33 protein-coding genes are annotated in these 25,816 nt (G+C 43.8%); 25 read left to right on the forward strand and 8 right to left on the reverse strand.

All coding sequences use genetic code 11. The annotated features are described in order from the left end of the window. Window positions 1–8: 8 nt before the first annotated feature. The 6 genes from BA724_RS17105 to BA724_RS17130 all read left to right on the forward strand — a co-directional run bounded on the left by BA724_RS17105 (window position 9) and on the right by BA724_RS17130 (window position 5,399). Complete coding sequence (locus BA724_RS17105) at window positions 9–1,301, forward strand: ABC transporter substrate-binding protein (protein ID WP_069939873.1); 1,293 nt, start codon at window positions 9–11, stop codon at window positions 1,299–1,301. Window positions 1,302–1,472: 171 nt separating this feature from the next. Further along, window positions 1,473–2,318, forward strand: a complete 846-nt coding sequence (locus tag BA724_RS17110) for an HAD family hydrolase (RefSeq protein ID WP_069939874.1) — start codon at window positions 1,473–1,475, stop codon at window positions 2,316–2,318. Window positions 2,319–2,465: 147 nt separating this feature from the next. Continuing rightward, entirely contained in the window at window positions 2,466–3,041 is a 576-nt protein-coding gene (locus BA724_RS17115) for a bifunctional transcriptional activator/DNA repair enzyme AdaA (protein ID WP_069939875.1), read from the forward strand. Further along, entirely contained in the window at window positions 3,038–3,574 is a 537-nt protein-coding gene (locus tag BA724_RS17120) for a methylated-DNA--[protein]-cysteine S-methyltransferase (protein WP_069939876.1), read from the forward strand. Before BA724_RS17115 ends, BA724_RS17120 begins: the two co-directional genes overlap by 4 nt. A gap of 61 nt (window positions 3,575–3,635) precedes the next feature. After that, entirely contained in the window at window positions 3,636–4,058 is a 423-nt protein-coding gene (locus tag BA724_RS17125; protein WP_069939877.1) for a DUF1801 domain-containing protein, read from the forward strand. Between the two features lie 93 nt (window positions 4,059–4,151). Further along, a complete protein-coding gene (locus BA724_RS17130; protein WP_069939878.1) occupies window positions 4,152–5,399 on the forward strand; it encodes an MFS transporter in 1,248 nt (415 codons plus the stop codon). 223 nt (window positions 5,400–5,622) lie between these two features. Here the strand turns inward: BA724_RS17130 and BA724_RS17135 are convergent, their stop codons facing one another. Further along, on the reverse strand, window positions 5,623–6,153 hold the full coding sequence (locus BA724_RS17135) for a chromate transporter (protein WP_069939879.1): 531 nt from the start codon (window positions 6,151–6,153) through the stop codon (window positions 5,623–5,625). Beyond that, window positions 6,150–6,719, reverse strand: a complete 570-nt coding sequence (locus tag BA724_RS17140; RefSeq protein ID WP_069939880.1) for a chromate transporter — start codon at window positions 6,717–6,719, stop codon at window positions 6,150–6,152. Before BA724_RS17140 ends, BA724_RS17135 begins: the two co-directional genes overlap by 4 nt. 236 nt (window positions 6,720–6,955) lie before the next feature. On the opposite strand from BA724_RS17140, the gene BA724_RS17145 reads away from it, so the two are divergent. Beyond that, entirely contained in the window at window positions 6,956–8,185 is a 1,230-nt protein-coding gene (locus tag BA724_RS17145; protein ID WP_069939881.1) for an MFS transporter, read from the forward strand. Next, window positions 8,182–9,762, forward strand: a complete 1,581-nt coding sequence (gene ggt / locus BA724_RS17150) for a gamma-glutamyltransferase (RefSeq protein WP_069939882.1) — start codon at window positions 8,182–8,184, stop codon at window positions 9,760–9,762. Before BA724_RS17145 ends, ggt begins: the two co-directional genes overlap by 4 nt. Window positions 9,763–9,810: 48 nt before the next feature. Here the strand turns inward: ggt and chrS are convergent, their stop codons facing one another. Together chrS and BA724_RS17160 are read right to left on the reverse strand one after the other, a co-directional pair. Beyond that, on the reverse strand, window positions 9,811–10,287 hold the full coding sequence (gene chrS / locus BA724_RS17155; protein WP_069939883.1) for a chromate efflux transcriptional regulator ChrS: 477 nt from the start codon (window positions 10,285–10,287) through the stop codon (window positions 9,811–9,813). Between the two features lie 219 nt (window positions 10,288–10,506). Beyond that, window positions 10,507–10,899, reverse strand: coding sequence for a thiol-disulfide oxidoreductase DCC family protein (locus BA724_RS17160; protein ID WP_069939884.1), 393 nt, complete (start codon window positions 10,897–10,899; stop codon window positions 10,507–10,509). Window positions 10,900–11,116: 217 nt separating this feature from the next. Here BA724_RS17160 and BA724_RS17165 point away from each other — a divergent pair, with 217 nt between their 5' ends. Continuing rightward, window positions 11,117–12,082, forward strand: a complete 966-nt coding sequence (locus BA724_RS17165) for an EAL domain-containing protein (protein ID WP_069939950.1) — start codon at window positions 11,117–11,119, stop codon at window positions 12,080–12,082. Window positions 12,083–12,100: 18 nt separating this feature from the next. Here the strand turns inward: BA724_RS17165 and BA724_RS17170 are convergent, their stop codons facing one another. Continuing rightward, a complete protein-coding gene (locus tag BA724_RS17170; protein ID WP_069939885.1) occupies window positions 12,101–13,243 on the reverse strand; it encodes an MFS transporter in 1,143 nt (380 codons plus the stop codon). Window positions 13,244–13,359: 116 nt separating this feature from the next. On the opposite strand from BA724_RS17170, the gene BA724_RS19095 reads away from it, so the two are divergent. Together BA724_RS19095 and BA724_RS17180 are read left to right on the forward strand one after the other, a co-directional pair. Continuing rightward, window positions 13,360–13,488 (forward strand): hypothetical protein, encoded by a 129-nt coding sequence (locus BA724_RS19095; protein ID WP_281182026.1) that lies wholly within the window; start codon window positions 13,360–13,362, stop codon window positions 13,486–13,488. 46 nt (window positions 13,489–13,534) lie between these two features. Further along, complete coding sequence (locus tag BA724_RS17180; RefSeq protein WP_069939887.1) at window positions 13,535–14,095, forward strand: maltose acetyltransferase domain-containing protein; 561 nt, start codon at window positions 13,535–13,537, stop codon at window positions 14,093–14,095. A 414-nt stretch (window positions 14,096–14,509) separates the two neighbouring features. Here BA724_RS17180 and BA724_RS17190 read toward each other — a convergent pair whose 3' ends face one another. The 3 genes from BA724_RS17190 to BA724_RS17200 are packed head-to-tail and all read right to left on the reverse strand — an operon-like array spanning window position 14,510 to window position 15,943. Then, window positions 14,510–14,854, reverse strand: coding sequence for a spore coat protein (locus BA724_RS17190; RefSeq protein ID WP_069939889.1), 345 nt, complete (start codon window positions 14,852–14,854; stop codon window positions 14,510–14,512). Beyond that, on the reverse strand, window positions 14,832–15,080 hold the full coding sequence (locus tag BA724_RS17195; protein WP_069939890.1) for a spore coat protein: 249 nt from the start codon (window positions 15,078–15,080) through the stop codon (window positions 14,832–14,834). The genes BA724_RS17190 and BA724_RS17195 overlap by 23 nt, the downstream gene beginning before the upstream one ends. A 20-nt stretch (window positions 15,081–15,100) precedes the next feature. After that, a complete protein-coding gene (locus tag BA724_RS17200; protein ID WP_069939891.1) occupies window positions 15,101–15,943 on the reverse strand; it encodes a manganese catalase in 843 nt (280 codons plus the stop codon). A 212-nt stretch (window positions 15,944–16,155) separates the two neighbouring features. On the opposite strand from BA724_RS17200, the gene BA724_RS17205 reads away from it, so the two are divergent. The 14 genes from BA724_RS17205 (at window position 16,156) to cysT (ending at window position 25,811) form a co-directional block, all read left to right on the forward strand. Further along, window positions 16,156–16,545, forward strand: a complete 390-nt coding sequence (locus BA724_RS17205; RefSeq protein WP_069939892.1) for a tautomerase family protein — start codon at window positions 16,156–16,158, stop codon at window positions 16,543–16,545. A 96-nt stretch (window positions 16,546–16,641) separates the two neighbouring features. Then, a complete protein-coding gene (locus tag BA724_RS17210; protein WP_069939893.1) occupies window positions 16,642–16,896 on the forward strand; it encodes a ribosomal protein L7/L12 in 255 nt (84 codons plus the stop codon). 124 nt (window positions 16,897–17,020) lie between these two features. Continuing rightward, window positions 17,021–17,323 carry an FAD-dependent oxidoreductase gene (locus BA724_RS18940; protein ID WP_245676257.1) on the forward strand — a complete coding sequence of 101 codons (303 nt, stop codon included), beginning with the start codon at window positions 17,021–17,023 and terminating at the stop codon, window positions 17,321–17,323. Then, window positions 17,323–17,862: an SDR family NAD(P)-dependent oxidoreductase gene (locus tag BA724_RS17220; protein WP_069939895.1), complete on the forward strand. Its 540-nt coding sequence runs from the start codon at window positions 17,323–17,325 to the stop codon at window positions 17,860–17,862. The genes BA724_RS18940 and BA724_RS17220 overlap by 1 nt, the downstream gene beginning before the upstream one ends. Before the next feature lie 339 nt (window positions 17,863–18,201). Continuing rightward, the gene (locus BA724_RS17225) at window positions 18,202–18,957 is read left to right on the forward strand and encodes an ABC transporter ATP-binding protein (RefSeq protein WP_069939896.1); all 756 of its coding nucleotides are present in this window, start codon (window positions 18,202–18,204) and stop codon (window positions 18,955–18,957) included. Between the two features lie 11 nt (window positions 18,958–18,968). After that, window positions 18,969–19,949, forward strand: a complete 981-nt coding sequence (locus BA724_RS17230; protein WP_069939897.1) for an aliphatic sulfonate ABC transporter substrate-binding protein — start codon at window positions 18,969–18,971, stop codon at window positions 19,947–19,949. Beyond that, the gene (locus tag BA724_RS17235) at window positions 19,946–20,776 is read left to right on the forward strand and encodes an ABC transporter permease (protein ID WP_069939898.1); all 831 of its coding nucleotides are present in this window, start codon (window positions 19,946–19,948) and stop codon (window positions 20,774–20,776) included. Before BA724_RS17230 ends, BA724_RS17235 begins: the two co-directional genes overlap by 4 nt. A 16-nt stretch (window positions 20,777–20,792) precedes the next feature. Beyond that, window positions 20,793–21,953, forward strand: a complete 1,161-nt coding sequence (gene ssuD, locus BA724_RS17240) for an FMNH2-dependent alkanesulfonate monooxygenase (protein ID WP_069939899.1) — start codon at window positions 20,793–20,795, stop codon at window positions 21,951–21,953. A 130-nt stretch (window positions 21,954–22,083) separates the two neighbouring features. Next, window positions 22,084–22,317 (forward strand): riboflavin kinase, encoded by a 234-nt coding sequence (locus tag BA724_RS18160; protein WP_083256284.1) that lies wholly within the window; start codon window positions 22,084–22,086, stop codon window positions 22,315–22,317. After that, window positions 22,314–22,454: a riboflavin kinase gene (locus BA724_RS19270; RefSeq protein ID WP_083256285.1), complete on the forward strand. Its 141-nt coding sequence runs from the start codon at window positions 22,314–22,316 to the stop codon at window positions 22,452–22,454. The genes BA724_RS18160 and BA724_RS19270 overlap by 4 nt, the downstream gene beginning before the upstream one ends. After that, window positions 22,451–22,993: an NADPH-dependent FMN reductase gene (gene ssuE / locus BA724_RS17245; RefSeq protein ID WP_069939900.1), complete on the forward strand. Its 543-nt coding sequence runs from the start codon at window positions 22,451–22,453 to the stop codon at window positions 22,991–22,993. The genes BA724_RS19270 and ssuE overlap by 4 nt, the downstream gene beginning before the upstream one ends. Window positions 22,994–23,565: 572 nt before the next feature. Continuing rightward, window positions 23,566–23,757 (forward strand): YezD family protein, encoded by a 192-nt coding sequence (locus BA724_RS17250; protein WP_069939901.1) that lies wholly within the window; start codon window positions 23,566–23,568, stop codon window positions 23,755–23,757. 104 nt (window positions 23,758–23,861) lie between these two features. After that, window positions 23,862–24,920 carry a sulfate ABC transporter substrate-binding protein gene (locus BA724_RS17255; protein WP_069939902.1) on the forward strand — a complete coding sequence of 353 codons (1,059 nt, stop codon included), beginning with the start codon at window positions 23,862–23,864 and terminating at the stop codon, window positions 24,918–24,920. Window positions 24,921–24,980: 60 nt separating this feature from the next. Continuing rightward, window positions 24,981–25,811 (forward strand): sulfate ABC transporter permease subunit CysT, encoded by an 831-nt coding sequence (gene cysT / locus BA724_RS17260; protein WP_069939903.1) that lies wholly within the window; start codon window positions 24,981–24,983, stop codon window positions 25,809–25,811. The last annotated feature ends 5 nt before the right edge of the window (window positions 25,812–25,816 follow it).

Genomic DNA, 25,816 nt, shown 5'->3' on the forward strand with positions numbered 1-25,816 from the left:
AAATTGATATGTTGAATAAAAAAACATTGATGCTATCATCTGCTTTACTTTTAAGCTTGGCCGGCTGTTCAACGAGCAATACAGATCAAAAAAACTCGTCAAACGAGGCAGCGAGCGGTGACCAGGTCACAGTAAACGTCTATCAGGGAAAAGTAGAGTTTAAAACACAGTTTGAAGAATTAGCAGCAAAATACGAAGAGGAAAATCCGGATGTAAACATTCAGGTAGAAACGGTCGGAGGCGGAAGTGACTACGCAGGGACGCTGAAAGCCAAATTTGCTTCAGGGGATGAGCCGACGATTTACACCATAGCAGGACAAGTGGACATTGACCAATACCGCGACCGTTTAATGGACTTGAGCGATACAGAAGCAGCCGGATTGGCACTTGAAGGAACACTTGATGGCGTTACGCGTGATGAGGAAGTACTTGGGATGCCGGTCAACTTGGAAGGCTACGGGCTTATTTACAATAAAAATGTATTTAAAGAAGCCGGCGTAGATGCAGCTTCTATTAAAACGATGGACGATTTAGCGAAAGCAGCAAAAAAAATTGACGGTAAAAAAGAGGATCTAGGTCTTGATGCAGTGTTTGCGTTAGCGGCGAAAGAAAAATGGGTACCGGGCAACCATGGTTCCAATGTATTCCTCTCACCAGATTTTAACAATGACCCGTTTGCGGCATACGAAGCAAAAAAATTACCATTCGGACATGGCAATGAGTTCAAGGAATATTTAGACCTGCAAAATCAATATTCGGTTCAGCCGGTTAATAACCTGGATTACTCCCAGCAGGTAGAAGAACTATTTTCAACTGGCCGCGTGGCGATCATTCAGCAGGGCAACTGGATTTATCCAACTGTTGAAGGTATGGACCCTGAACTTGCGGAATCAGGTATGGGCATTATGCCGATTCCGGTGAATGGAGAAACGAAAATGCCGGTCGGCGTACCAAGTTACTATGTTGTGAATAAAAAAGCAGAAGAAGAACAGCAGCAAGCTGCGAAAGACTTCATTGACTGGATGTACACGTCAGATGAAGGGAAAGAAGCGGTTTTGTCTGAGTTTAAATTTATTCCGGCTTATGAAGGCTATGACGCAGAAGGCATTGCCGATCCACTTTCAAAAGAAATTTATCAATACTCACAAGATGGAAATACCTCTGCCTGGGTATTCCCGAACTACCCTGTCGGCTGGAGTGATCAGCTTGGCGCTGAAATTCAGAAATATTTCGCGGAAGAAACCAAATGGGATGAAGTCGTGAAAAACATGCAGAATGAGTGGGCAAAAGCACGTCAGTAATAGGAAGAGAGAAGTATCCCCGGAGTCTTTTGACTGCCGGGGCATTTTTTTGAGGATGCGGCGCAATTTCCCGCTGATCAAGAGAGTAATCTTTTTCAATCAAAGTAGTGGACATTTTTATAGATGAAATGTGCATAATGGGGAGACAATATATAACCTCGAGGTGATTCGATGACGTACAAAGCAATTGTCCTTGATTTAGACGGAACAACACTGACGGAATTTAATACGGTAAACAACACATTGAACGAGTATGTGAAAGAACTGCGGAAGCGGGGGCTGCTCGTTTTTATTGCGACCGGCCGGACGTTAAAAGAAGCAAGAGATGTACTGCCGTCAGACTTTCACGTTGATGGAACGGTAACGGCAAACGGCATGTCCGCATTTTTAGGAGAAGATCAAATTTCCGGTCACGCGCTTCCTTCTGATTTGGTCGAGAAGCTCGCGGTAAAAGCAGGCGAGTGGGGTATTTATTACGAAATTCACCCGAATGATGGAGGTCGGATTGCATTGAAAACCGATCGTCCATTTATGACGAAAGTCGCGACAGAACCAAAGCCGGAGACGGTGCATGAAAATGAATGGCTGTCACGTCAAGAAGCCGTTCAGTCAAAAATTCATTGGACAGACGAGCTGCAAACAGAAAACGTGGCAAAAATTTATTTTTTCAGCCGTGATCAACAGGCGATGGAGCAATGGAAAGCGGAGTTGGAACAGGTAAAAGAACGCATTGCCTTCACGACTGCTTCTTCTACGCATCATAACGTGGAAGTAACGGTAGATGGGGTGTCAAAAGCGACCGGAATCATTCAATTGCTGGATCGTTTCGGCTTGAAAAAAGAAGAGATCATGGCAATTGGAGACGGGGAAAACGACCTGCCTTTATTTAAGCTCGTCGGCCACTGTGTCGCCATGAAAAACGCGACTGGCTTTGTGAAAGAGCAAGCAGATGAAGTAACCGAGTACTCGTATAAAGAGGATGGGTTGTATCATTTTTTAAAGAAAACGTTTGGCTGAAGATATATATTGTTTAAGTGCTTAATACCGGTCTCTACGTGAAGACTGGTTTTTTTCGTGTGAAGGAATTACGGTATCTTGCTTTTTCATTCTTTCGCTGCTTTATTTTAAAGATTTCGTTGTATAGTAAACGAAGAGGTGAACGTTATGGGGACGACAAAACAGACGATTCGGGATGAATACTGGCGGGCAATTGAACAGTGTGATAGAAACTATGACGACACGTTTTTTTATGGGGTGAAAACAACGGGGATTTTTTGCCGGCCTTCGTGCAAATCACGTATTCCAAATAAAGGAAATGTCCGTATTTTCAAAAATGCATATGTGGCAGTGGAGGAACATTTTCGCCCGTGCAAGCGGTGCAGGCCGGATGGCTTAAAGCTGCCGGCGGAAGAATGGATCGGCCAGATATCCAGCTGGATTGATACTCATTATGCAGAGCCAATCACACTTCAGTCGCTGGCGGATGAGTGGCACGGAAGTCCATACTACCTGCAGCGGCTTTTTAAGCGGACAACCGGGCTGTCACCGACAGAATATGTTCAAAAAGTGCGGTTGAAAAACGCCCGTTACTTGCTTCAATCGACCGATCAAATGGTGGCGGACATCAGTCTGGAAGTAGGGTTTTCAAGCACACCTTATTTTATCACCCTTTTTAAACGTACAACCGGTTGTACACCTTCACAGTTTCGAAAACAACAAAAAGCGGGTGAATTCTCATGAAAAAGATTGAATATTCCATGATAAAATACGATCAATGGCAGCTTTACATCGCCAAAACGGAAAAAGGACTTTGTTATGTCGGCTCGCCGGGTGAGACGGTGGGGGAATTGGAAAAATGGATCAACAAACGATATCCAGGTGCAGTGTTAAGTCAGAATGATGAAGCATTGCGGCCGTACCGCGAAGAATTACAAGCTTATTTTGACGGAAGAAGCCGTGATTTTGGGCTGCCAGTCGATATAAAAGGAACCGTTTTTCAAGAGCAAATTTGGCAAGCGCTCAAACAAATTCCATACGGAGAAACATGGTCATATTCAGACATTGCCACAGTAATCAATAAGCCATCAGCTGTGCGGGCAGTTGGTGCCGCCATTGGCGCGAATCCGGCGATGATTGTTGTTCCGTGCCATCGAGTGATTGGCAAAAATGGCAAACTGACCGGCTTTCGGGGTGGACTGGAGCTAAAGCGTTATTTGCTAAGGCTGGAGTCGTTGGATAAAGAAGGCCAATTACCATACAATGATATTAATTAATCCGGCCTCTGTTATGCGGGAGGACTGGATCATTTTGTTCCTACAAAAGGAGGCGGCTATCATGTATGAGCTAAAGACAAAAGAAACGGATAAGAGTGTCATTGAGTTTATTGAACAGGTTGAGAGCCTCAAGAAACGTGAGGATGCTTATAAACTGCTGGATATTTTCACAGAAACAACAGGGTATGAAGCAAAGATGTGGGGTCCCAGCATTATTGGATTTGGTTCATATCATTATAAATATGAATCTGGGCATGAAGGAGATGCGCCGCTAGCCGGCTTTTCGCCTCGCAAAGCAAAAATCAGTTTGTATTTCGCGACCGGTGATACGAAGCGTCAGGAACTATTAAAGAATTTCGGGAAACATACAACCGGAAAAGCATGTGTGTATATTAATAAAGTGGCGGATATTGAGGTGGATGTTTTAAAAGAATTAATTCATCAGTCTATCTCATTTTTGCAGGAAACATACCCGGATCATTAAATATAAAGTCAGGTTTCTTCTTCAAACCGGTTGTTGTAAAATGTAAAGCTGCTATTTTACAATGTAATAACGATGTAGATTGAAGGTGAAGGTTTGAAGCAAATTCATTACAGCTGGATTATCTTACTTATTGCTTTTTTCTCGATTATTACGGCGGGCATCGTCCGCTCGTCATCTGGCGTATTTATTGTGCCATTTGAGCGGGAGTTTGGATGGGACCGATCCGTTATTTCACTGGCGTTTGCCGTCAGTCTTTTTTTATATGGTCTGTCGGGCCCATTTATGGCGGCCCTCATTGAAGTGGTTGGACTTAAGAAGATGATGCTGTATGCGATGGCGACGCTGCTGTCGGGTGTCGTGCTGACTTTTTTTATGGAACAGTCATGGCAGCTTATCGTCATATGGGGGATCATTATCGGCCTTGGTTCGGGATTGTTTTTAACTGTTTTAAGTCCGTACATAGCGAATCGTTGGTTTGAAAAAAGAAGAGGACTTGCGGTCGGAATTTTAACAGCGAGTACAGCGACTGGGCAGCTGGTTCTGCTTCCGGTCCTGGCTATCATCATTGAACACTCTTCATGGCGCTGGGCAATTGGCCTTATTATGGTGCTCAGCTTGATCATGTTTGGTATTATTTTATTTTTTATGAAAAATACGCCGGATGAAATGGGTCTGCTCCCATATGGGCTGGAAGAAGAGCGTCCCGCATTGGCGGCAAATCAAAAGCAAAACCCGATTGTGATGGCGTTTCAAGCATTGGGAGAAGCGGTAAAAGTGAAAGCGTTTTGGCTGCTGGCCGGCAGCTTTTTCATTTGCGGCCTGTCGACGAGCGGCCTGATTGGTACTCATTTTATTTCCTATTGCATCAGCTACGGCATTCCGGTTGTGACAGCGGCATCCATGCTTTCATTTATGGGTATTTTTGATTTGATTGGCACAACTGTTTCCGGCTGGCTCTCGGACCGGTTTGATAACCGCTGGCTGCTGTTTTGGTATTATAGCTTGCGCGGCGCATCTTTATTGCTGCTTCCGTATGCGTTAGCGGAAGGATCGATTGGGCTGCTTGTGCTTTTTTCGGTTTTTTACGGCTTGGATTGGATTGCCACCGTACCGCCGACCATCAGCATTTCACGGCAAATTTTTGGTGTGGAAAAAAGCGGAATCGTGTATGGCTGGATTTTTGCGTCGCATCAGGCAGGTGCTGCGGTCGCCGCATATGGAGGCGGACTTATTTTTAACATATTTAACTCCTATACATGGGCGTTCTTTTTAGCGGGGGTCTTTTGTGCGGTGGCGAGTTTATTTGTTCTTTTGATTAAAAAAGAAAAGGTAATTTCTTAGCGTAATAGAGTACTGCTGTTAAAAAAGTGAAAGAATAAACAACGAAAAAGCCTAAAGGACTGGAACCCTTTAGGCTCAGGCTGATTTGCCGACAGCCTGAATGCTTTTTAAAAAGCATCACATTCTATATGGAATAATCCTAATTTTATTTTGATTGAAAAAAGAGAGCTGTTTTTTATTAAAATGTGTCTTGAAAAAGTCACTTACATTCACGCTTATTTATTTACGAAAGCAGGACTGCTCCATATAAAAGAGAAGAGAGGACGACCAGGCCGGGATGAACTTTTCTTTTTTCCATCAGCCAGTAGCTCCCTGCTGCCAAAATAATAATGTGAACGACACTGATTTGAACATATGAATCGAAAAACGCCTGAAATGCCATGACGCCGAGCAGTACAGCGATCGTCGGCTTTACGTAAGCTGTCATCCGCTTGACGCGCGGAGATGTCCGATTTTTGTATAAAATGCCCATAAGCGTGATCATTAAAATAAGAGACGGTGTAACGGTTGCAAGAACAGCAAGAACTGCACCGAGCCAGCCGCCTTCCTGAAATCCGATATAGCCGCCCATTTTGGTCGCAATCGGACCGGGCAGCGCATTCCCCATAGCAAACGCTTCATTGAATTCCTGTACCGTCATCCATCCATAACGGTCCACCACTTCTTTTTGAATAAGCGGAATGGTCGCCGGGCCGCCGCCGTAGCCGAGCAGGTTTGTCATGAAAAACACCCAGAAAATGTGTAAATAAATCATGCGGACCGTCCTTTCTTTTTAATTGTCGTGTCTTTTTTGACCGGTTTGAAGAAAGCAAATAATAGAAGAGACGCAATAATAATAGCAGGGTGAACATGAAGAAATTCAATAAGAAAAAGAGCCATTATGACATGCAGCGCGACGGTGGCCCATCTCAATCCTTTGACCGAGCTTTGCAAAAAATCTTTTGTTAAAACCACGAGCATTACCCCAACCACCGGCAGTACACCGCGTGTCATTCCCTGTACCCACGCTAAATCTTTAAACGCTGTTAAAGTTGTTAAGAGGACAATCATCAAAATAATCGTCGGTAAAATGGTAGCCAAAATTGCATTGATCGTGCCAGGAATGCCGCCAATCCGATATCCGATGTAACCAGCCATTTTTGTGTTAATAGGACCGGGCAGCGTGTTGCCAATTGCTAAAATGTCTCCGAATTCTTCATTGTCCATCCATTTAAACCGCTCGACCACTTCTTTTTGAACGAGTGGAATCGTTGTCGGACCGCCGCCGTAGCCAAGCATGCTGCTGCGAAAAAACGCAATGAAAATGTCCCGCTGCTTCATAAAACCATCCTTTCTATAATAAATGTTTTCACTAAACTAGAATGAAAATGAGAATGCACTCAGTACTTTCATGCTAATTGTATTGTTAATTACATATTAACATTCGAATAGTAATAAAAAAAGTTCAAATGATTACGTTTTGAAAAAATATATGTTAGATTATCTGCCGAAAAAGAATATTTATTCAAATTTTTTATTTATGATGTTCCTATCAACTATGAAAAGGAGCTCATCATATGAAAAAAACACATCCTGCTTTTGTTATTTTTCTCTTTTTCCTTGGCTGGGTATTTATGTATGCAGATCGGAATATTCTCTCGCCTGTTATGGGGAGCATTGGGGAAGAATGGAGTCTTGATAAATCTCAGCTTGGGTTAATGTCAACGGTATTCTTTGCGGCTTATGCGGCCATGCAAATTCCCACAGGTTTTTTAGCTGATAAGTTCGGCCGTGTTAAAGTGCTTGTCATCGGTTATTTAGTATTTGGCATTGCGACTTATTTGAGCGGCACGGCAACAACCTTTCTTATGTTTTTAATGATGCGTGCACTGACAGGGCTTGGGGAAGGTACATATTACGGCTCTCAATACGGAATTTCGTCTACAATTACTCCTCAAAAGTATCGCGGCCTCGTATCTGCTCTCATTAATAGCGGGATGGCATTCGGTATTTCATTAGGGTTTATGGCTTCCAGTTATTTTACGTACACATTAAATAAAGGGTGGCAGTACCCTTTTTATGTGTTTGCGATCCCGACTATTATCGTGGCAATCTTAATCGCGATCTTTGTAAGGGACGATACACATAAGAAGAAAGCAGCTGCTGCAGGGAATACAGAAAAGCTTGATATGAAAAAATTGTTTACGAAAAATCATATTCTTGTGTATGTGCTGATTTTCTGTTCCCTTTACGGCTTCTTCGGCATGCTGACGTGGCTTCCGTATTATTTACAGACGGTTAGAGGAGTGGAAGCTTCTCAAACAGGTATCATTGCATCGCTTGTACCATGGGCTTCAATCCCAGGCGCTATTCTTTTTGGTTTTTTATCTGATAGAATTAAAAACAGAAAACCTTTAATCATTTCACTGGCACTCGCAGGAGCAATATGTCAGTTTGCTATTCCTTATACGGAAAATTATTCACTTTTGCTTGTTGGTTTAGCTCTATACGGGCTCCTTGGAAAATTGGCACTTGATCCTGTCTTAATTTCTTACCTGGCAGACATTACACCGCCGTCTATGTATTCTAAAGTGTATGGCTTTTTTAACTTCAGCGGGATGCTGTCTTCTATCTTTGCACCGTACATTACCGGATTTTTTGCGGATACGACTGGGAAATTGGAATTTGGCTTTTATTTATCGGGCGCGTTGCTGATTTTTGGAGCAATTATGTTTATGTTCACAGATAATAAAGGCTATGTGGAGGAAACAGATAATGATTATTTAGAGGGGGAGAAAGTGGTATGAACAAAGCAGTTGTTGGCACAAAAACGATGGTCGTGAGTCCTCATTATTTAGCGTCAAAGGCGGGTAATGCGATTCTTGAAAAAGGAGGAAATGCCTTTGATGCGGCTGTAGCGGTCAGTGCCTGCCTGGCGGTTGTGTATCCGCATATGACAGGTCTTGGAGGTGATTCATTCTGGCTTGCATACAGCGCGGAAAATGACGAGATCAACTCCTATAATGGCAGCGGCCGCACAGGCGCCGGTGTTACAAGAGATCAATACGAAGGATACAAGTCGATCCCGTTTCGCGGCATTCAAAGTGTGATTACCGTTCCAGGAATGGTAGACAGCTGGGGCGCGGTATTGAAAAAGTATGGAAAAATGTCTCTGGCAGACGTTCTTGCACCGGCAATTGAATATGCATCCGGCGGATTTCCGCTCTCAGAAGATCATCATGTGAACACGGCAAAAAATGTGGACGTACTAAAACAAGATAAAGATATGGCTGCTGTTTTTCTGCCGGAAAACCGCGTACCGGCAATAAATGAGCGATTTATCCAGCTTCACTTAGCGCAAACACTTCAGCAGCTTGCTGAAAAAGGACGGGATGACTTTTACAAAGGAGCACTGGCCCGAAAAATAGTTTCCTCTTTAAAAGAAAAAGGCGGGTTGCTGACGCTTGAAGACTTTTCCGCTCACAAAGGCAGCTGGGAGAAGCCTTTGGAAACAACATACCGCGGCTACACGATGCACCAGGTACCGCCCAATTCACAAGGATTTGTTGGCTTGATGGCCCTTAATATTTTAGAAAATTTTGATTTAGCAGACATTCAACATGGATCTTATGAATATTACCATTTGCTTGTTGAGGCATTAAAAAGAAGTTTTCAAGACCGTAATGCCTTTCTGACAGATCCTGATTTTCATGATATTCCGCTGGAAAAATTGTTGAGCAAGTCTTATGCAAAAGAAATGGCAAAGGAAATTCGACTGGATCAAGCAAACGATACACTGACGCAGCCGGTTGGCAGCGATACGGCGCACGCGGCGGTCGTGGATGCGGAAGGAAATGCGGTATCATTTATTCAAAGTCTTTATTTTGAATTTGGCTCAGGGATTGTGGCAGGTGACACAGGCATTACGATGCAAAACAGGGGATCATTTTTTTCACTGGATTCTGATCATGTTAATTGCCTGGAGCCAAAGAAGAGATCATTCCATACACTTATGCCGGCGATGGCGATGAAAGACGGTAAACCGGCAATTTTATACGGAACGCAGGGAGGCGAAGGACAGCCGCAGACCCAAACTGCTATTATTACAAGAATGATTGATTATGGAATGAACCCTCAGCAGGCGATCAGTGAACCCCGTTTTGTTTGGGGGAGAACATGGGGAGAGGACACGCAGGAGCTGAAGATTGAAAGCAGAGTACCGGAACAAACAACAGAGAAGCTCGCAGCTGCCGGCCATATCGTAAATCGTGTAGAAGAAGTAGACAAAATCATGGGCCACGCCAATGCGATTGTGCGTGATGAACAAGGATTCCTGCATGGCGGCGTTGATCCGCGTGGGGATGGAGCGGCAATCGGCCGATAACAAAAAAGTATCTCCGAAGTCAGGAACATAGACTTCAGAGATACTTTTTTATAACTTCATCCCCATCCGGCTTTTATACCGCTTAATTAAAATTTGGCAGTCAACACTGACGACACCTTGAAGTGGGTACAATTTTTCCGCTAAAAAGCGTTCCATTTCCTGATTGTCGGTGAAAATCCCGTGCATATGGAGCTTGCTGGGGCCGGTCATATGATAAAGGCTGGTGACAGCAGGCTCCGTTTCAAGGTGGGTGGCAACCTGCTCTAAATATTGCGGCTCGACTTCCACGTTAAAAAAAGCGGACACATGAATGCCAATTTTGGCGGGGTTGATCACCGTGGTGAATTTTTCGATTACGCCCTGCTCGGTTAAATTATTGATCCTTGCCTGCACAGCGACACGGGAAAGGTCCACCTGCTTGGCGATATCTGTATAAGAAATGCGGCTGTTCTCATGCAAAAGGGATAAAATCTGCTTATCAATTTCGTCAATTCCAAGATCGGGAATGCTATATTTCGATAACATAACGTGTCAGCTCCATTACTAATTTTCCGTAGTAAAAAAAATGATGTGGGTCTAGTGTATCATGATCTGTCTTTACAGATAAACTTTAAACAAAAGATCATGCGACACTATACTCACTATACTAGCATTATCATAATGGAACAGTGAAAAGGAGGAAACCCGCTTGGCAGGTTTTCTAACCAAAAAAAAAGACCTGCCGCATTTCGACAGGCCTTTATCTTATAAAAACCGCTGGCGTACTTCCGGTGATGGAAGCATACAGTGATCATCTTTTTTGCCGAACCATTTGTACCGGTTGGCGGCGATATAGTCGTACACAAAATTACGAAGCGGCGCTGGAAGGACAATAAGTGCGTACAACAGCTTCCACGCACCGTCTAAATGGCGGGTAATACGGAGGGCGGCAGCTGATTTAGTATAAGCCTGTCCATCTTCCACGAGCATAAAGCTGTCTAAATCCTCCGGCATATTATGTTCCTTTAAAAGCTTTTGTCCGACGTCACTTTGCAGGGAAGCATAATTAAAATATCCATTGGTATCGCGCTGTATAATAAACTGGACACTGGCATCACAAAAATTGCAATCACCATCAAACAAAACAATAGCAGTCATAGTCAAATTCCTCCTTGAATAAGAGTCATGTCTTATTAATTTAACCAACTTTAATCCATTTAAAACACTCCAGCTTGAACGCCTTCTTTTCGATATGGTAAACTAGTTAAAAATACTTATATATTATAATAAAAAAAGTTTATTTGTCTCCTCGAAGGGGACTAAAGTAATATTGGCTGCTTTTGTGTATTTATTTTATAAAAAGGGGTATGAGCATATGGCGGAAAGCTGTATTGAATGCCGGATTCCGATCCGGTTTTACGAGCCGGGACGTTTATTTATTTCAAATGAAGACAACTGGTCTTTTATTGATTTTCAAACGATAAAAGAAGCCGAGGGGAAGCTTGAACTGGTTCAAGACAATGGATTGATCGGGGGGATTGGCAAGCCTGGAGACCAGAAGCCTGCTCGGACCGCGCCGCTTCGTGATGTAGCAGAGTGGTTTTCACATCAGGAGGTCATCCGTGTGATCGAAAAAGGGCAATTTGTCAGTTTCCTGCAGCCGATTGTGGAGACAGCTTCCGGCGGTGTCTACGGTTACGAGTCATTGCTTAGAACAAATGAAGAAGCGGCGATCCCGCCTGGAAGACTATTTAGTACTGCTCAAAAACTGGGTATGCATTCGTACCTTGATAAGCAGGCAAGAGAAAGCGCTATTATGGCGCGAAAGAAACATATTCAAGATGGCCAAAAGAGTTTTATTAACTTTTTGCCTTCTACTATCTATAATCCGGAATTTTGCTTAAAGCATACATTTAATATTATTGAAAAATATAACGTGAATCCGGATGACCTTGTTTTTGAAGTGGTGGAAACAGAAAAAATTGAAGATGTGGATCATTTGAAAAAAGTACTGAACGTATACAAACGAGAAGGCATTAAAGTAGCGCTGGACGATGTCGGGGCGGGCTTTTCCACAATCGAAATGCTGGAGCAGCTAAAACCGGACTACATTAAAATTGATCGGTCGTACGTCTCATTCTGCGATCAGGATAAAACAAAGCAATCATTTATTCAAACGGCACTCCACACTGCTTCTAACCTCGGAATTAAAACCCTTGCAGAAGGCATTGAGCGAAAAGAAGAATACGAGTATTGCCGGGAAGCCGGAATTCCGCTCGCGCAAGGCTACTATTTTGGAAAGCCATCAGCAAAACCGGTTAACAATAGCCAACTCGTATAAAGAAAAAAGCATCGGCTGTTATTGGCCGGATGCTTTTTTCATATGGCGAATGATAACAAACAAGCCGGCACTGCAAAGCAGGACTCCGGTGAAGAGCAGTCCTTGCGGTGGTGTTAAAGACAGTCCGCCGGTAACCGTTGATCCCGTTACGACGCCAAGCGAAAAAAAAGCATAAAAATAGCCGTACGCTTTACCTCGGCTTTCCGAAGAAACAGTGCTGACGAGCAACGAATTAATAGAAGGAAACAAGAAAGCAAAACCAACTCCATAAAGCCCCATAATCAAGTAAAGAAAAGCAGAGGCTTCTGCCTGGCTGATCAGCACAAGGCTTGAGCCCATCGTCACAATGCCGAATGAAAACGTCACTTCCGGCTTAAGCCGATCAAACAGACGGTTTAAAGGTGAGAGAAAAACAAAAATCGCGACAACACCAAATGTGCTTAGCAAAAGGCCGCTCGTTTGTGCATCAAATCCGAGTCGTGTAACTTTCAAAGGAAGCATATAAGCAAGAACTCCTTGTGAAAACATGAGCAGAAAAGCGCCGATAAATGCTTTAAGCACCCCGGTGTTCCGAAAAAAATCATGTGGCGATCCAGTTTCTTTCTGCGTAGAATGAATATGGGCAGGTTGTTTTTTTAACAAAATCAATGCCATCACTGCAAGGACCAGCATCGCCGCCGCTGTTACGCCAAGAACGGCCGCTTCACTTGTCCGGCTCGCCATTATCCCGCTGAAGGCTGGTCCAATAATCGCCGCCATGCCAACAAATGCTCCCGAAATGGCGGCGCCTTTGCCTTTTTTCTCATTCGACGTATGATTCGCTAAATAGGTAAAAGCGGCAGGTGTAATCAAGCCGGCCAGTAAGCCGTGAACAAACCGGATCAGCAGCAAGGACCAGGCGTCTGCTGCCGCCTGATACATAAATAGGGCCGCTCCTGTGGCAAAAAGTCCCATCACCAAAATACGAAACGGCCCTTTTCTGTCCGTCCAAAACCCCGACAACACATTACCGATTGTATTTGAAAAGGAATACATGCCAACAACAAGTCCGGTTAAAAAAGGCGTCGCCCCCAGCGATTCCGCAAACAGGCTCATAATCGGCAGCTGTGTAAACAAATCAAAAAAAGAAAAAAAGACGATAATATAAACAAACGCCCGCATTCTGGCCGCCTCCGTTCAATAATTACTTTTACTATAGCATGCAGCAGGAAGGAAAAGAAAATGAAACAAATTCTGCTATTCGTTCGTATGAAAAAAAGAAAAAAGGAGCGGACACAATGGGCCGAATAAGAAAAAAGAAACAGGAGGACAGATGGTATGTGGCTGATGTGTTAATTGACTTTATTTCGTACGGTGGGGAAGCCATTTTGTATGGAGTCCGAGCTCTTATAAAATGGTGGAATTAATTAAAAATGATAGAATAAAAGAAATCGTTTACAAAGGAGCCGATAGATGAAAACAGAAAAAGAAAAAATGCTGGCGGGCGAAATGTATGACCCGGCGGATGCCGAATTGATGAAGGATCGCATCGAAGCCCGCAAAAGAACAAGGTTATACAACGCAACAACTGAAGAAGAAGGCGGTCTTCGGGTCACGATGCTGAAGGAATGGTTTGGTTCAACAGGAGAGCATGTATACATTGAGCCGACTTTCCGCTGTGACTATGGGTACAATATTCACGTCGGAGATCACTTTTTCGCCAATTTTGACTGCGTTATTTTGGATGTGTGTGAAGTGAAAATCGGCAGAAACTGCATGATGGCACCGGGCGTGCACATTTACACGGCAACACACCCTCTCCACCCGAACGAGCGCAATTCAGGACGTGAATTTGCCAAGCCGGTAACAATTGGCGATAGCGTTTGGTTTGGCGGCGGTTCAATTGTGAATCCCGGTGTAACGATTGGCAGCAATGTTGTTGTCGCATCGGGGGCGGTCGTCACGAAGGATGTTCCCGATAATGTTGTGATAGGCGGCAATCCGGCAAGAGTGATCAAAAATATTGATATTTAAATGGTTTGACCGGTAAAGTCGATTTATCGGTCACAATTTTTCTTTTACCGTTTAATAGAAAAGCGTCCGGGAAACCGGACTTTTTTTCTATGATTTTTCGGAAAAGAAAGAGTTTAAAAACTTTCCAAAAACAGGCGTACATTTCTTTTTATTGGGTATATATTACTATTGGCGCTAGAAAGAAAAAGTTTTATAAAGGAAGTGGCCATCATGGGACAGGCAGCAGATCGATGTATTTTCAGGCAGGAACTCAAATTGTTATATATGGATTATACGCGATGTAATGATGGTGCTATTAAAAGAGAAATAGCGAAAGACATTAAACTTCTGAGAAGAGCAATCACTTTGATTTTATAAAAAGCCAAAAGAATCTAAGAATTATTCTTAGATTCTTTTGGCTTTTTTTTAGCTCTTTTAGCTGCCGTTCTTTTTCTTATTGTTGCTTTTTCTTTTACCAGTTGAAGATGAAGCTGATGGAGCAATGGCTAATGCCTTGTCCGCTTTTTCAAGATCATGCGTCACCTGTTCATCTAAATCATAGGCATGGTACATTTCATTTTCGATCATATACTGAGCAATTTTATCATGTGTATCAATGGCATTATCAAGTTCTCGTCTTAAAATCTTTTTAACTTCTGGCGTTGCGGTTTCCGTAATCGCTACGGCTAAATTTCGAACGCCGGCTTTCGCTGTAATCAAAAAGTCCGTGGCAATCGCCAGATCATCTAGTACAGCTTCATTTTTGTTTTTTTGAGCCATCGCTTTTCACCGTCCTTTTGTCATTTGGTTTTTGGTCATCTGCTAGAATGGACCGTAAATCCTTTATCGCTTTAGTAGAAAGCGTGATATCTTCTTTTAACAGCTTTTTTAATTTTGAATCTTGAACGAGCTCAAGCATGGTTGTGCTTTTAGTGAGACAAGCCGTTTTAAACAACAGCACTTCATGGACTTCTAACTTTTCATGCATCGCTAATTGCTTTACCATCATATTCCCTCCTTTTATTGTCACTTGTTCAGTATCTTTTTTTCATCTAGATCATGGTGGAGCGCTGTCGGTGGAACTTCTGGGTTCGGTACCTGACCCTGTGGTGCTGGGTTCTGTAAGTATACATACTCACCGGTTCCATCAGGTGAAGTACCTTTCGCCCAAGGCCCATCCGCAGACTCATTCCCTTCTGAAAGGTCCCAGAATTCATATGCTTGAGGCTGTGATTCTTGTTCTGCTTCCGGTGGAAAAGAAGCGGGCACGACTACACCATTTTTCTCTTCAAGCTCTGCGATCGCCTCCATCCATTGATATTGATGATAACGGTCGCGAGCCAGCATTTTACGGAATGTTGCACGTACACCTTCATCCTTAGTCATATGGTACAAACGCGCAACTTGAAGGCGTCCTTGAGATTCCGCGTGCAGGTTGGAACGCATGTCCGCAAGCAAATTCCCACTCGCGACAATGTAAGCACCGTTCCATGGCACGCCATTTGAATTTGTCGGCAGGCCGCCCAGTCCGCTTACAAGAAGGTGCTGAGGGTTAATACCGCCCATAACAGCCGCGATAGCCGGGTCTTCTGCCGCTTCAGCCTGCGCTTCTGGTGAGGCCCCGTCCAGCAGTTGGCTGATTAATGAACAAAGCATTTCCACGTGGCCGATTTCTTCTGTTCCAATATCCATAAGCATATCCTTGTACTTTTCATCTCCGCGGCAATTAAAGCCTTGAAACAAATATTGCATCATAACGGTCATCTCGCCAAACTGTCCGCCTAGCACTTCTTGAATTTGTCGGGCCAGTAGTGGATCCGGACGTTCAACCTTTACCTCAAACTGTAATTCTTTCTGATGACGGAACATAAAAAAATCCTCCTCCAATAGAATATGTCTATAATTCTCGTACCCGTCTTCAATAAAAAAAATCTCTTATTCATTAAAATAGGTAAAAAATCACTGGTGTTAAGAGATAAAAGAGAGTGGGTGGTTACCACAAAGATGAATTGAAAGAATATTGTGATAAAATAACAATCGTGATACAGTAAAGGCATACATAGGACTGGGGGAACTTATTTATGCCATTATTGCGTTTTGATATCATTGAAGGAAGAACAGAGGAAGAATTAAAACAGCTGCTGGATGCGGCACATCGCGGAATGCTTAAGGCGTTTGAGGTGCCGGAACGTGACCGCTACCAAATTGTTCACCAGCACCCGGCGCACGAAATGATTATTGAAGACACAGGCCTTGGCTTTGAACGCTCAAAAGATGTTGTGCTGATCAGCATTACAAGCAAACAAAGAACAGAAGAACAAAAACAAAAGTTATATCAGTACATTGTCGAGGAACTGCAAGAAAGCTGCGGAATCGATCCGAAAGATGTAATGATCTCCATTGTGATCAATGGAGATGCGGACTGGAGCTTTGGTTTCGGCAAAGCGCAGTTTTTAACAGGGGATCTTTAATCAAAAAGCCATTTCAGAGATGTTCTGAAATGGCTTTTTCTGGATTTATCTTTGTTTAACCAGTATCATGCTTGTAAAGTGAGAAAGAAAGAGACGATGACACAATTCACCTCTTTTTTCATCATTATTGCACTAATTCTCTACATTATTGTCTTAAAAAGACGGCTGGCACGCGCAAATCAAAAGATGGCCGTTCAGCCGGATAAAAAGCTGGATCAGGAAGTAGCAGCTATGCTTCAGCGAGGGAAAAAAACGGTACGCGCAATAAAATATGTACGGGATCAAACCGGATTGGGACTTTTAGAAGCGAAGCAGTATGTGGACCGGGTTCAATCGAATTTACACTGTTAGACAAAATGGGACACTGTCTCATTTTTTGAAGCGGCCGGATGCAAAACTGCAATCCTGCCGCTTTTTTTCTTTGGCACGTCCCTTGCATTCCATAATTGAAAAAGAAAAAAGGCGGTGCATGGGAATGACACATATTGTGGTTATTGGCGGCGGGCCAGCCGGGTATATTGCGGCAATCGCAGCAATTCAAAATGGCAGTCAGGTCACGTTAGTTGAGGAGAAATATTTGGGCGGTACGTGTTTAAATGTCAGCTGTATTCCGACAAAAGCGCTGCTTCAGAGCGCTGAAATTGTTGAAAAAGTAAAGAATGCGCTAACGTTTGGGATTGAGCTGCCGGACGGAAAAACAGTGATTAACTGGGGGGGGGAATACAGGAAAGAAAAGGACAAATCGTCAAGCAGCTCGTGGGCGGAATTGGTTACTTAATGAAAAAGAACAAAATTACCGTTAAAAAAGGGAGCGCTTCCTTTTTAAACTCCCATATGATTGTCGTTCAAAATGGCAGCGAGAAAGAAACCATCCAGGCAGACAAGTTTATTATCGCTTCCGGGTCAGAGCCTGTTCAGCTTCCTTTTGCACCGTTTGATGGCGAATGGGTTGTAATAACAAAAGGAATGAAATGTCATGACGGAAAAATAGCAATTGTTACAGGATCGGGAAGAGGAATTGGAAAAGCGATTGCGCTTCGATTAGCTCATGATGGTATTAATATTGTCATTAACGATATAAATGAAGAGGCCGCTCAGGAAACTGCAAAAGAAATTGAATCAATTAGGAGAAAAAGTATGGCGGAAAAAGCAGATGTCAGCAATAGAGAAGACGTTTTTTCAATGGTAAAGCAGGTTGTTGATCATTTAGGACAGCTGGACATCATGATTTCCAACGCTGGAAGATGTCGCCAGCTTTGTTTCTTACCTCGCTTCGGAGGACTCAAATTATATGATAGGATAATCTGTTTTGATTGATGGCGGAATTATCTTTTCTTAAAAAACAGTTGTATATATTCTTTTCAAAAAAAGTGGTTGACGAATCGATCTTAAACATTTATGATAATTCGTATAGAAATAATCGGATATAAATTCCGAAAAGGATTTATCAACTAATGTGCTGATCGGACGGCCGAAAGCACACGCCTATTTTAAAACAGGCGTGTGCTTTTTTTGTTGGGACCTGAAGGGAATGATGGCTATGAAAAGTGATTGTGACATGGTGAAGTGGACATTTGAATAAACGCTGATCGGACAACCGAAGGCTCCCTGTTCTTGTAGGCAGGGGGCCGTTTTCTTTTAAGGAGGAGAAGCAACATGACTGTTTCAATTCACGTAAACGAAAAAGCATTTGGGCGGGCAGTGGTGCTCGATGATATTCACTTTGATATTCAAAAAGGAGAATTTCTCACTATCATTGGCCCGAGCGGCTGCGGAAAAAGCACATTATTAAAAATTGCTGCAGGACTGGATACAGAGTACAGCGGAAGCGTGGAGATTAATGGCCGTGAAGTAACAAGGCCAGGTATCAGTCAAGGATTTATTTTCCAGGAGCACCGGCTGTTCCCGTGGCTGACAGTTGAGCAAAACATCGCGGCAGACTTAAATTTGCGTGATCCGAATGTAAAAAAAACTGTGCAGGAATTAATCGACATTGTCCGGCTGACAGGCAATGAAAAAGCCTATCCGGCAGAGCTGTCAGGCGGCATGTCACAGCGTGTTGCTATTGCGAGGGCATTGCTTCGAGAGCCTGAAGTGCTGCTTTTGGATGAGCCGTTCGGTGCATTAGATGCATTCACCCGCAAGCATTTACAAGACGTATTAATCGATATTTGGCAAAAGAAAAAGATCACGATGATATTGGTCACGCACGATATTGATGAATCAATTTACTTGGGAACACAGCTCGCAATTTTACGGGCTAATCCGGGCCGCCTGCAAAAATGGCTGCCGATCGAGCTTTTGTTTCCACGAAATCGGACAGATACCTCGTTTCAGTATTTACGCCAGAAAGTATTAGAGGAATTTGAAAAAACGGAGCACTCTGTTTATGCGGAAGGTGCAGGAATTTAGGAGGGATAATCGTGAAAAAATGGCTATTTTTAATCGCGGCATCACTGCTTTTAGCAGCGTGCTCCGCACAAACTTCCGGTGAGAAAAAAGAAGTAAAAGAAATTAACATTGGTATTCAGCAAAGCTTGAGCCCACTTTGGATCGCGAAGGAGAAGGGCTGGTTTGAAGGAGCATTCGAAAAAGAAGGCATCGAAGTAAAATGGACAGAGTTCCAAAGCGGGCCGCCTCAATTTGAAGGGCTGGCAGCGGGCAAGCTGGATTTTTCACAAGTGGGTAACTCGCCGGTTATCGGCGGGCAGGCGGCAGACGTTCCCTTTAAAGAAATTGCCCTTTCACAGGACGGCTTAAAAGCAAATGCTGTTCTGGTGAAAGAGAACAGCGATATTGAATCAATCGAGGATTTAAAAGGAAAAAAAGTAGCGGTCGCCAAAGGCAGCAGCGGATTCGACTTTCTTCATAAAGCGTTGAAGGATGCTGGTGTATCGCCGGATGATGTAGAAATTATCCAGCTGCAACCGGATGAAGCAATGCCGGCCTTTGAAAATGGATCGGTGGACGCATGGTCCATTTGGGAGCCGTTTATCTCGCTGCAGACAATTGAAAACAATGCCTCTATTTTAGCGAACGGGGAAACGATCGAATCATACTCTCCAGGATTTACACTTGCCCGCAGCGGGTTTGCCGAGAAGAATCCGGAAGAAGTGGAGCTATTCCTTGAAGTGTACAATAAAACCGTTGAATGGCAAAAAGCAAATAAAGAAGAAGCGATCTCTATTTACGCTAACATCAAGGAACTTGATGAAAAAGTGGTTGAAAGTGTGCTGAACAATACAGAAGCATTAAACGAACCGATCACAGATGAAATTATTCAAGCGCAGCAGGAAACGGCAGATTTTCAGTTCAAGCTAGGCGTTATTGATAAAGAAATCGATGTATCAGAAGTCGTCGATAATCAATTTATTGAAAAGGTGAAGAAGGAGGAGAACAAATGAAAACAGCAGCCTTCGCAGAATTGAATGGACGAGAAAAAACAGCAAAAGTGAGAAAAGCCCGGAAGGTTCCGGGATGGCTGAAAGGATTTTTCGTGCCGATCATTATTTTGGCCGTATGGCAGTATGCGGGAAGCGCCGAATTGATCTCCGCCACGGTTCTTCCGACACCTCTTGCTATTCTCTTGTCATTTTACGAGCTCGCGGTATCTGGTGAGCTGGCCGCCAATATGCAGATTAGTATTGCACGGGCGGCAGGCGGATTTTTACTTGGCGGCGGGCTTGGCCTTTTATTCGGTATTTTGGTCGGGTTCTCCAAAAAAACAGAGTCCTATTTAGACCCGTCGCTGCAAATGCTTCGGACCGTTCCACATTTGGCAGTCACACCGCTTTTCATTTTATGGTTCGGGTTTGATGAATTGTCCAAGGTACTGTTAATTGCGCTGGGCGCGTTCTTTCCTATTTATATTAATACGTTTCTCGGAATTCGGGGCGTAGATGCCAAGTTATTTGATGTGGCGCGCGTGCTCGAATTCAGCTGGCGCCATCAAATTACCCGGCTTATTTTGCCCGCGGCGCTGCCGAGCATTTTACTGGGTGTAAGACTTTCACTCGGCATTGCCTGGCTTGGCCTTGTCGTAGCGGAATTAATGGGATCCAGTGCAGGTGTTGGTTACATGATTATGGATGCCCGTCAGTTTTCCCAGACAGAAAAAGTCTTTGTTGGGATCATCATTTTTGCGGTTGTCGGAAAATTAACGGATTCATTCGTGCGGCTGCTTGAGCGCAAGTTATTGAAATGGCGGAGCAGTTTTCAAGGAACTAACTAATAAGGGAGAGAGATAAATGGAGATTTTGTGGTTTATTCCAACACACGGTGACGGACGTTATTTAGGAACGGATATTGGCGGAAGAGAAGCGGATCACACCTATTTTAAGCAGGTAGCACAAGCGGCGGATCGGCTCGGCTACACAGGTGTATTGCTTCCTACGGGAAAATCGTGCGAAGACCCTTGGCTGACAGCGGCGGCACTTGCCGCGGAGACAACAAGACTAAAGTTTTTAGTGGCTCTGCGTCCTGGATTGATGCAGCCATCCGTTGCCGCACGTATGACTTCTACTTTGGATCGCTTGTCTAACGGCCGTGTGCTCATTAACGTCGTGGCCGGCGGTGACCCGGTTGAACTTGCAGGAGATGGTCTTTTCCTCAAGCACGATGAACGATACGGGGCAGTGGATGAATTTTTAACCATTTGGCACGGCCTCCTGGCGGGTGAAAAAGTGGATTTTGACGGAAAGTATGTTAAATCGGAAGGAGGAGAATTGCTGTTTCCACCTGTTCAGCAGCCGACACCGCCCGTTTATTTCGGAGGCTCCTCGCCAGCTGGCCAGCAAGTAGCAGCGAAACATTCCGATGTGTATTTAACATGGGGCGAGCCACCGGCACAAGTGCGGGAGAAAGTGGAGAGTGTACGCCAGCAGGCTGAAAAAGAAGGGCGTAAGGTCCGGTTTGGCATCCGCCTGCATGTGATTGTGCGTGAAACGAACGCGGAAGCGTGGGCGGCGGCCGACCGGCTGATTTCTCATTTGGATGATGAAGTGATTGATAAAGCCCAGCAAACACTAAGCCGCTACGATTCAGCCGGCCAAAGCCGGATGGCAGCTCTTCACAGACAGGGAAAAGAGGCAGACCTGGAAATCAGCCCGAATTTATGGGCGGGCATCGGGCTCGTGCGCGGTGGTGCTGGAACGGCACTTGTTGGTGATCCGGAAACGGTTGCGGCCCGTATTAAGGAATACCAGGACATTGGCATTGAAAGCTTTATTTTCTCAGGTTATCCGCATTTGGAGGAATCATACCGGTTTGCAGAGCTTGTGTTCCCGCTTCTTTCATTTGGTCAGGGAGAAGACTTGGGGCGTTCAAGAGGAAATATTGGAGAAACAATCGGGAACAGTATTTTGGCTGGAGAAGTTAAAAAGCGGGTGGTGTTCCATAAGCCGGAGTAATCATCGTCAAATTAAGCCGTTAAAATAAAAAAACGATATTTTGCCGTCTGGACAACTAGAGGCCGTTTATGTGAAGCAGATATTGTGCACATAAACGGCCTCTTCTATTTTAATCGAAAGGGTGATAACTATGGTAAATGTACAAGATGTACAGTGGATCAGCAAGCCGGTCATTAGAGGGGAGGTGGTTCATGGGATGAAAATGGGAAGAAAGCTTGGATTTCCAATAGAAAACCTGAGCCAGTCACCTCACTGGATTGAAAATGGCGTTTATGGCGTGCAAATTCGCGTGGAAAATCAATTATTTGAAGGGGGAATGAATGTAGGGGTAAAGCCAACATTCAGTTCCCGTTTGAAAGAATGACAGAAATTCATTTGTTTGACTTCGAAGGCGATTTATACGGACGTTCGATTGAATGCACTCCGCTTTTTTATATTCGAGACGAACAAAAATTTTCTTCCTTTACAGTATTTAAGAAGGAAAGGATGATCAAGCTATGATAAATGCAGTGATTATTTATGGAGGAAACAGCAAGCAGTCCCGCCTGAAAGGAATTTTGGACAAAGCGGAGTCTTACTTTAATAATGAAGGAATTGATTCTGACACGATTTTTGTCCGCGATTTGCCGGCAGACGATTTAATCTTTGCCAACTTCAACAGTGAACTGATTTTAAAAGCAAATGAACAAGTGGCTAATGCCGATATTGTCGTTGTTTTAACGCCTGTTTATAAAGCGGCTTACACTGGTATTTTGAAAACATACCTCGATTTGCTGCCGCAAAAAGGGCTTGAGGGGAAAACGGTTCTTCCACTTGTCCTTGGAGGCTCATTTGGCCATCTGCTAGCCATCGATTATGCCCTAAAGCCAGTCCTGTCTGCACTGGGCGCCAACAACATTTTAAGCGGGGCATATGTGCTGGATACACAGGTAGAAAAAACGGAAGACCGGGGCTACGTGCTGGCTCCTGAAATCAGCGAACGGTTGGACCGGGTGCTGCATCTGTCGAAAGAAGAAGCTATTCGGTATTCTTTTGTTTAACAATATATCCTAAAAGCTGTCTAAAAAAATTAGACAGCTTTTTTGTGGATATTTTTTAGTAAGCCGAATATAATTTTAATAATTCGTATCGGAGTAGTTGTGTATAAGAGTGCATAAATTATAGAAGTATCGGGCCAGGGAGAATATGTACGGTGGCAGCTCTTTGAGTAAACAGCCGGAGGAAGTAATCCGGCAAATTGAAGGGTATGGGTTATTAAAACCGCTTTTTATACTGGTAAAATAAACCGTTTAATGTATCCTCAAACAAACAACACTTGATGATCTGTTAAAAGGAAAGCTGCGGCCTGTGATTTCTTAACAAATCAGAAAAGTTGTATTTTTTAAAAAAAACGGGTAGACACCATTTTAGCAATGCGCTATAATCCAATTATTCAAATAAAACAAACCGAAATACTCAGGTTTAAAAAACTACATACAAAAAGACGCCGATCAGACAACTGAAGGCTCCTTGTAATCTTAATCCAGCTTTTTGGCATGTAGATGAAAAGGAGCCTTTTTTATTCAAAAGTCGACTTAATTAGTCGAGATTTAAAAAGATGGAGGGATTGAAGATGTCAGAAAAACAAATTGACGAACAATGGATCGAACGAATCGTTAAGTCGCTGGAGGGAATTGAATACGGTTCGGTGGAAATTGTGATTCATGATTCACAAATTACACAGATTGACCGTTTAGAAAAGCAGCGTTTTCCATTAAAAAAAAACCAAGTATTTCAAAAGCCAAAGCAATTGAAAATTCAATAAATGCCGATCAGACCAACTGAAGGCAGACTCTTTTAACGATACATTGTTAAAAGCAGTCTGCCTTTTTTATATGGATATATATTAACGAGAGAGAGGTTTTCGAGATGAAAAACAAACTATTTGCATTGAAATTTTTAGCGGGCATTACGGCAACAGCCGCCATTTTAGCGGGCTGCGGAAGCAGTGCGGAAGAAGAAAGCGGCGGTGAGGCATCATCTGCTTCAAAAAAACCAGTTGAGCTGCTGAATGTTTCTTATGATCCGACACGTGAATTATATGAAGAATTTAATAAGGAATTTGCGGCCCATTGGAAAGAAGAAACGGGCCAGGAGGTGACGATTCAGCAGTCCCATGGTGGATCGGGCAAACAGGGCCGCGCGGTGATTGACGGGCTTGAAGCAGATGTTGTCACGCTGGCACTTGCCGGTGATATTGATGAAGTGGCAAAAGCAGGGTTAACTGCAGAAGACTGGCAGACGCGTTTTGAAGATAATTCAACGCCATACACCTCTACGATTGTATTTCTTGTCCGCAAAGATAATCCGAAACAGATTAAAGACTGGGATGATTTGGCTGATAAAGGTGTATCTGTCATTACGCCAAACCCGAAAACATCGGGCGGGGCGCGTTGGAACTACTTGGCGGCATGGGCATTTGCGGACAAAAAATTTAATGGTGATGAAGAAAAGATCAAGCAGTTTGTTGGAGACATTTATAAAAATGTGGAAGTACTTGATTCCGGAGCCCGTGGTTCAACAACAACATTTGTGGAGCGTGGAATCGGCGACGTACTCATTGCGTGGGAAAACGAAGCGTTTTTATCATTGAATGAACTAGGCAAGGATGAGTTTGAAATTGTGGCGCCATCGATCAGTATTTTGGCAGAGCCGCCGGTAGCGGTTGTTGATAAAATCGCGGAGAAAAAAGGAACAGCCGAAGTGGCGCAGGCGTATCTCGAATATCTGTATACAGAAAAGGGTCAGGAAATTGCAGCGGAAAATTACTACCGTCCTCGCAATGAAGAGGTGCTGGCAAAACATGAGGATCAGTTCCCGGATATCAACCTCGTGACGATCGATAAAGATTTTGGCGGCTGGAAAGAAGCACAGGAGAAGCACTTTAACGATGGTGGAACGTTTGATGAAATTTACCAGCCTCAATAATGAAAAAGCGGTGGGTGCCCCTCGCCGCTTTCAATAATCAATAGAAATGCAGGTGACCAGATGGCCAAAAAGAAATGGAAAAAGCATAGTATTTTACCGGGCTTTGGCTTATCGCTCGGTTTTACAACTTTATATGTAAGTCTGCTCGTTCTTTTACCGCTGGCGATGATTTTTGTTAATACAGCCTCAATGAGCTGGGCTGACTTTAGGGCAACCGTGACCGAGCCACGTGTTGTCGCCTCTTATCAATTAAGCTTTGGAGCGGCATTTGCGGCGGCCTGTATTAATGTGATATTCGGCGTGCTGATCGCTTGGGTTCTTGTTCGGTATTCGTTCCCGGGTAAGCGCGTAATTGACGGATTGGTAGATTTACCCTTTGCGCTGCCAACCGCCGTTGCGGGTATCGCATTAACGACGCTGTATGCGGAAACAGGATGGATTGGGCAGTTCTTATCGTTTAAGGTCGCGTTTACGCCAATCGGCATCACGATTGCGTTAACATTTATCGGGCTTCCATTTGTCGTCCGCATGGTGCAGCCAGTTTTGCAAAACTTTGATCAAGAAATGGAAGAGGCTTCGGCTATTTTAGGCGCAAACCGGTTTCAGACGTTTATTAAAGTGATCGTGCCGGAGATTTTGCCGGCAGCATTAACTGGCTTTGCACTTGCATTTGCGCGGGCACTCGGTGAATATGGATCGGTTGTTTTTATTGCCGGCAATATGCCGATGAAAACAGAGATTACCCCGCTTCTCATTATGACGAAGCTTGAACAGTACGACTATGCGGGTGCAACAGCGATTGCAGCAGTCATGCTTGTTATTTCATTTTTTTTATTGCTGTTCATTAATGGGCTGCAATGGTGGACTAACCGCAAGTTCGCCCATTCTTAAGGAGT

Origin of the sequence: Domibacillus iocasae (assembly GCF_001750285.1) — a bacterium.
GTDB lineage: Bacteria > Bacillota > Bacilli > Bacillales > Domibacillaceae > Domibacillus > Domibacillus iocasae.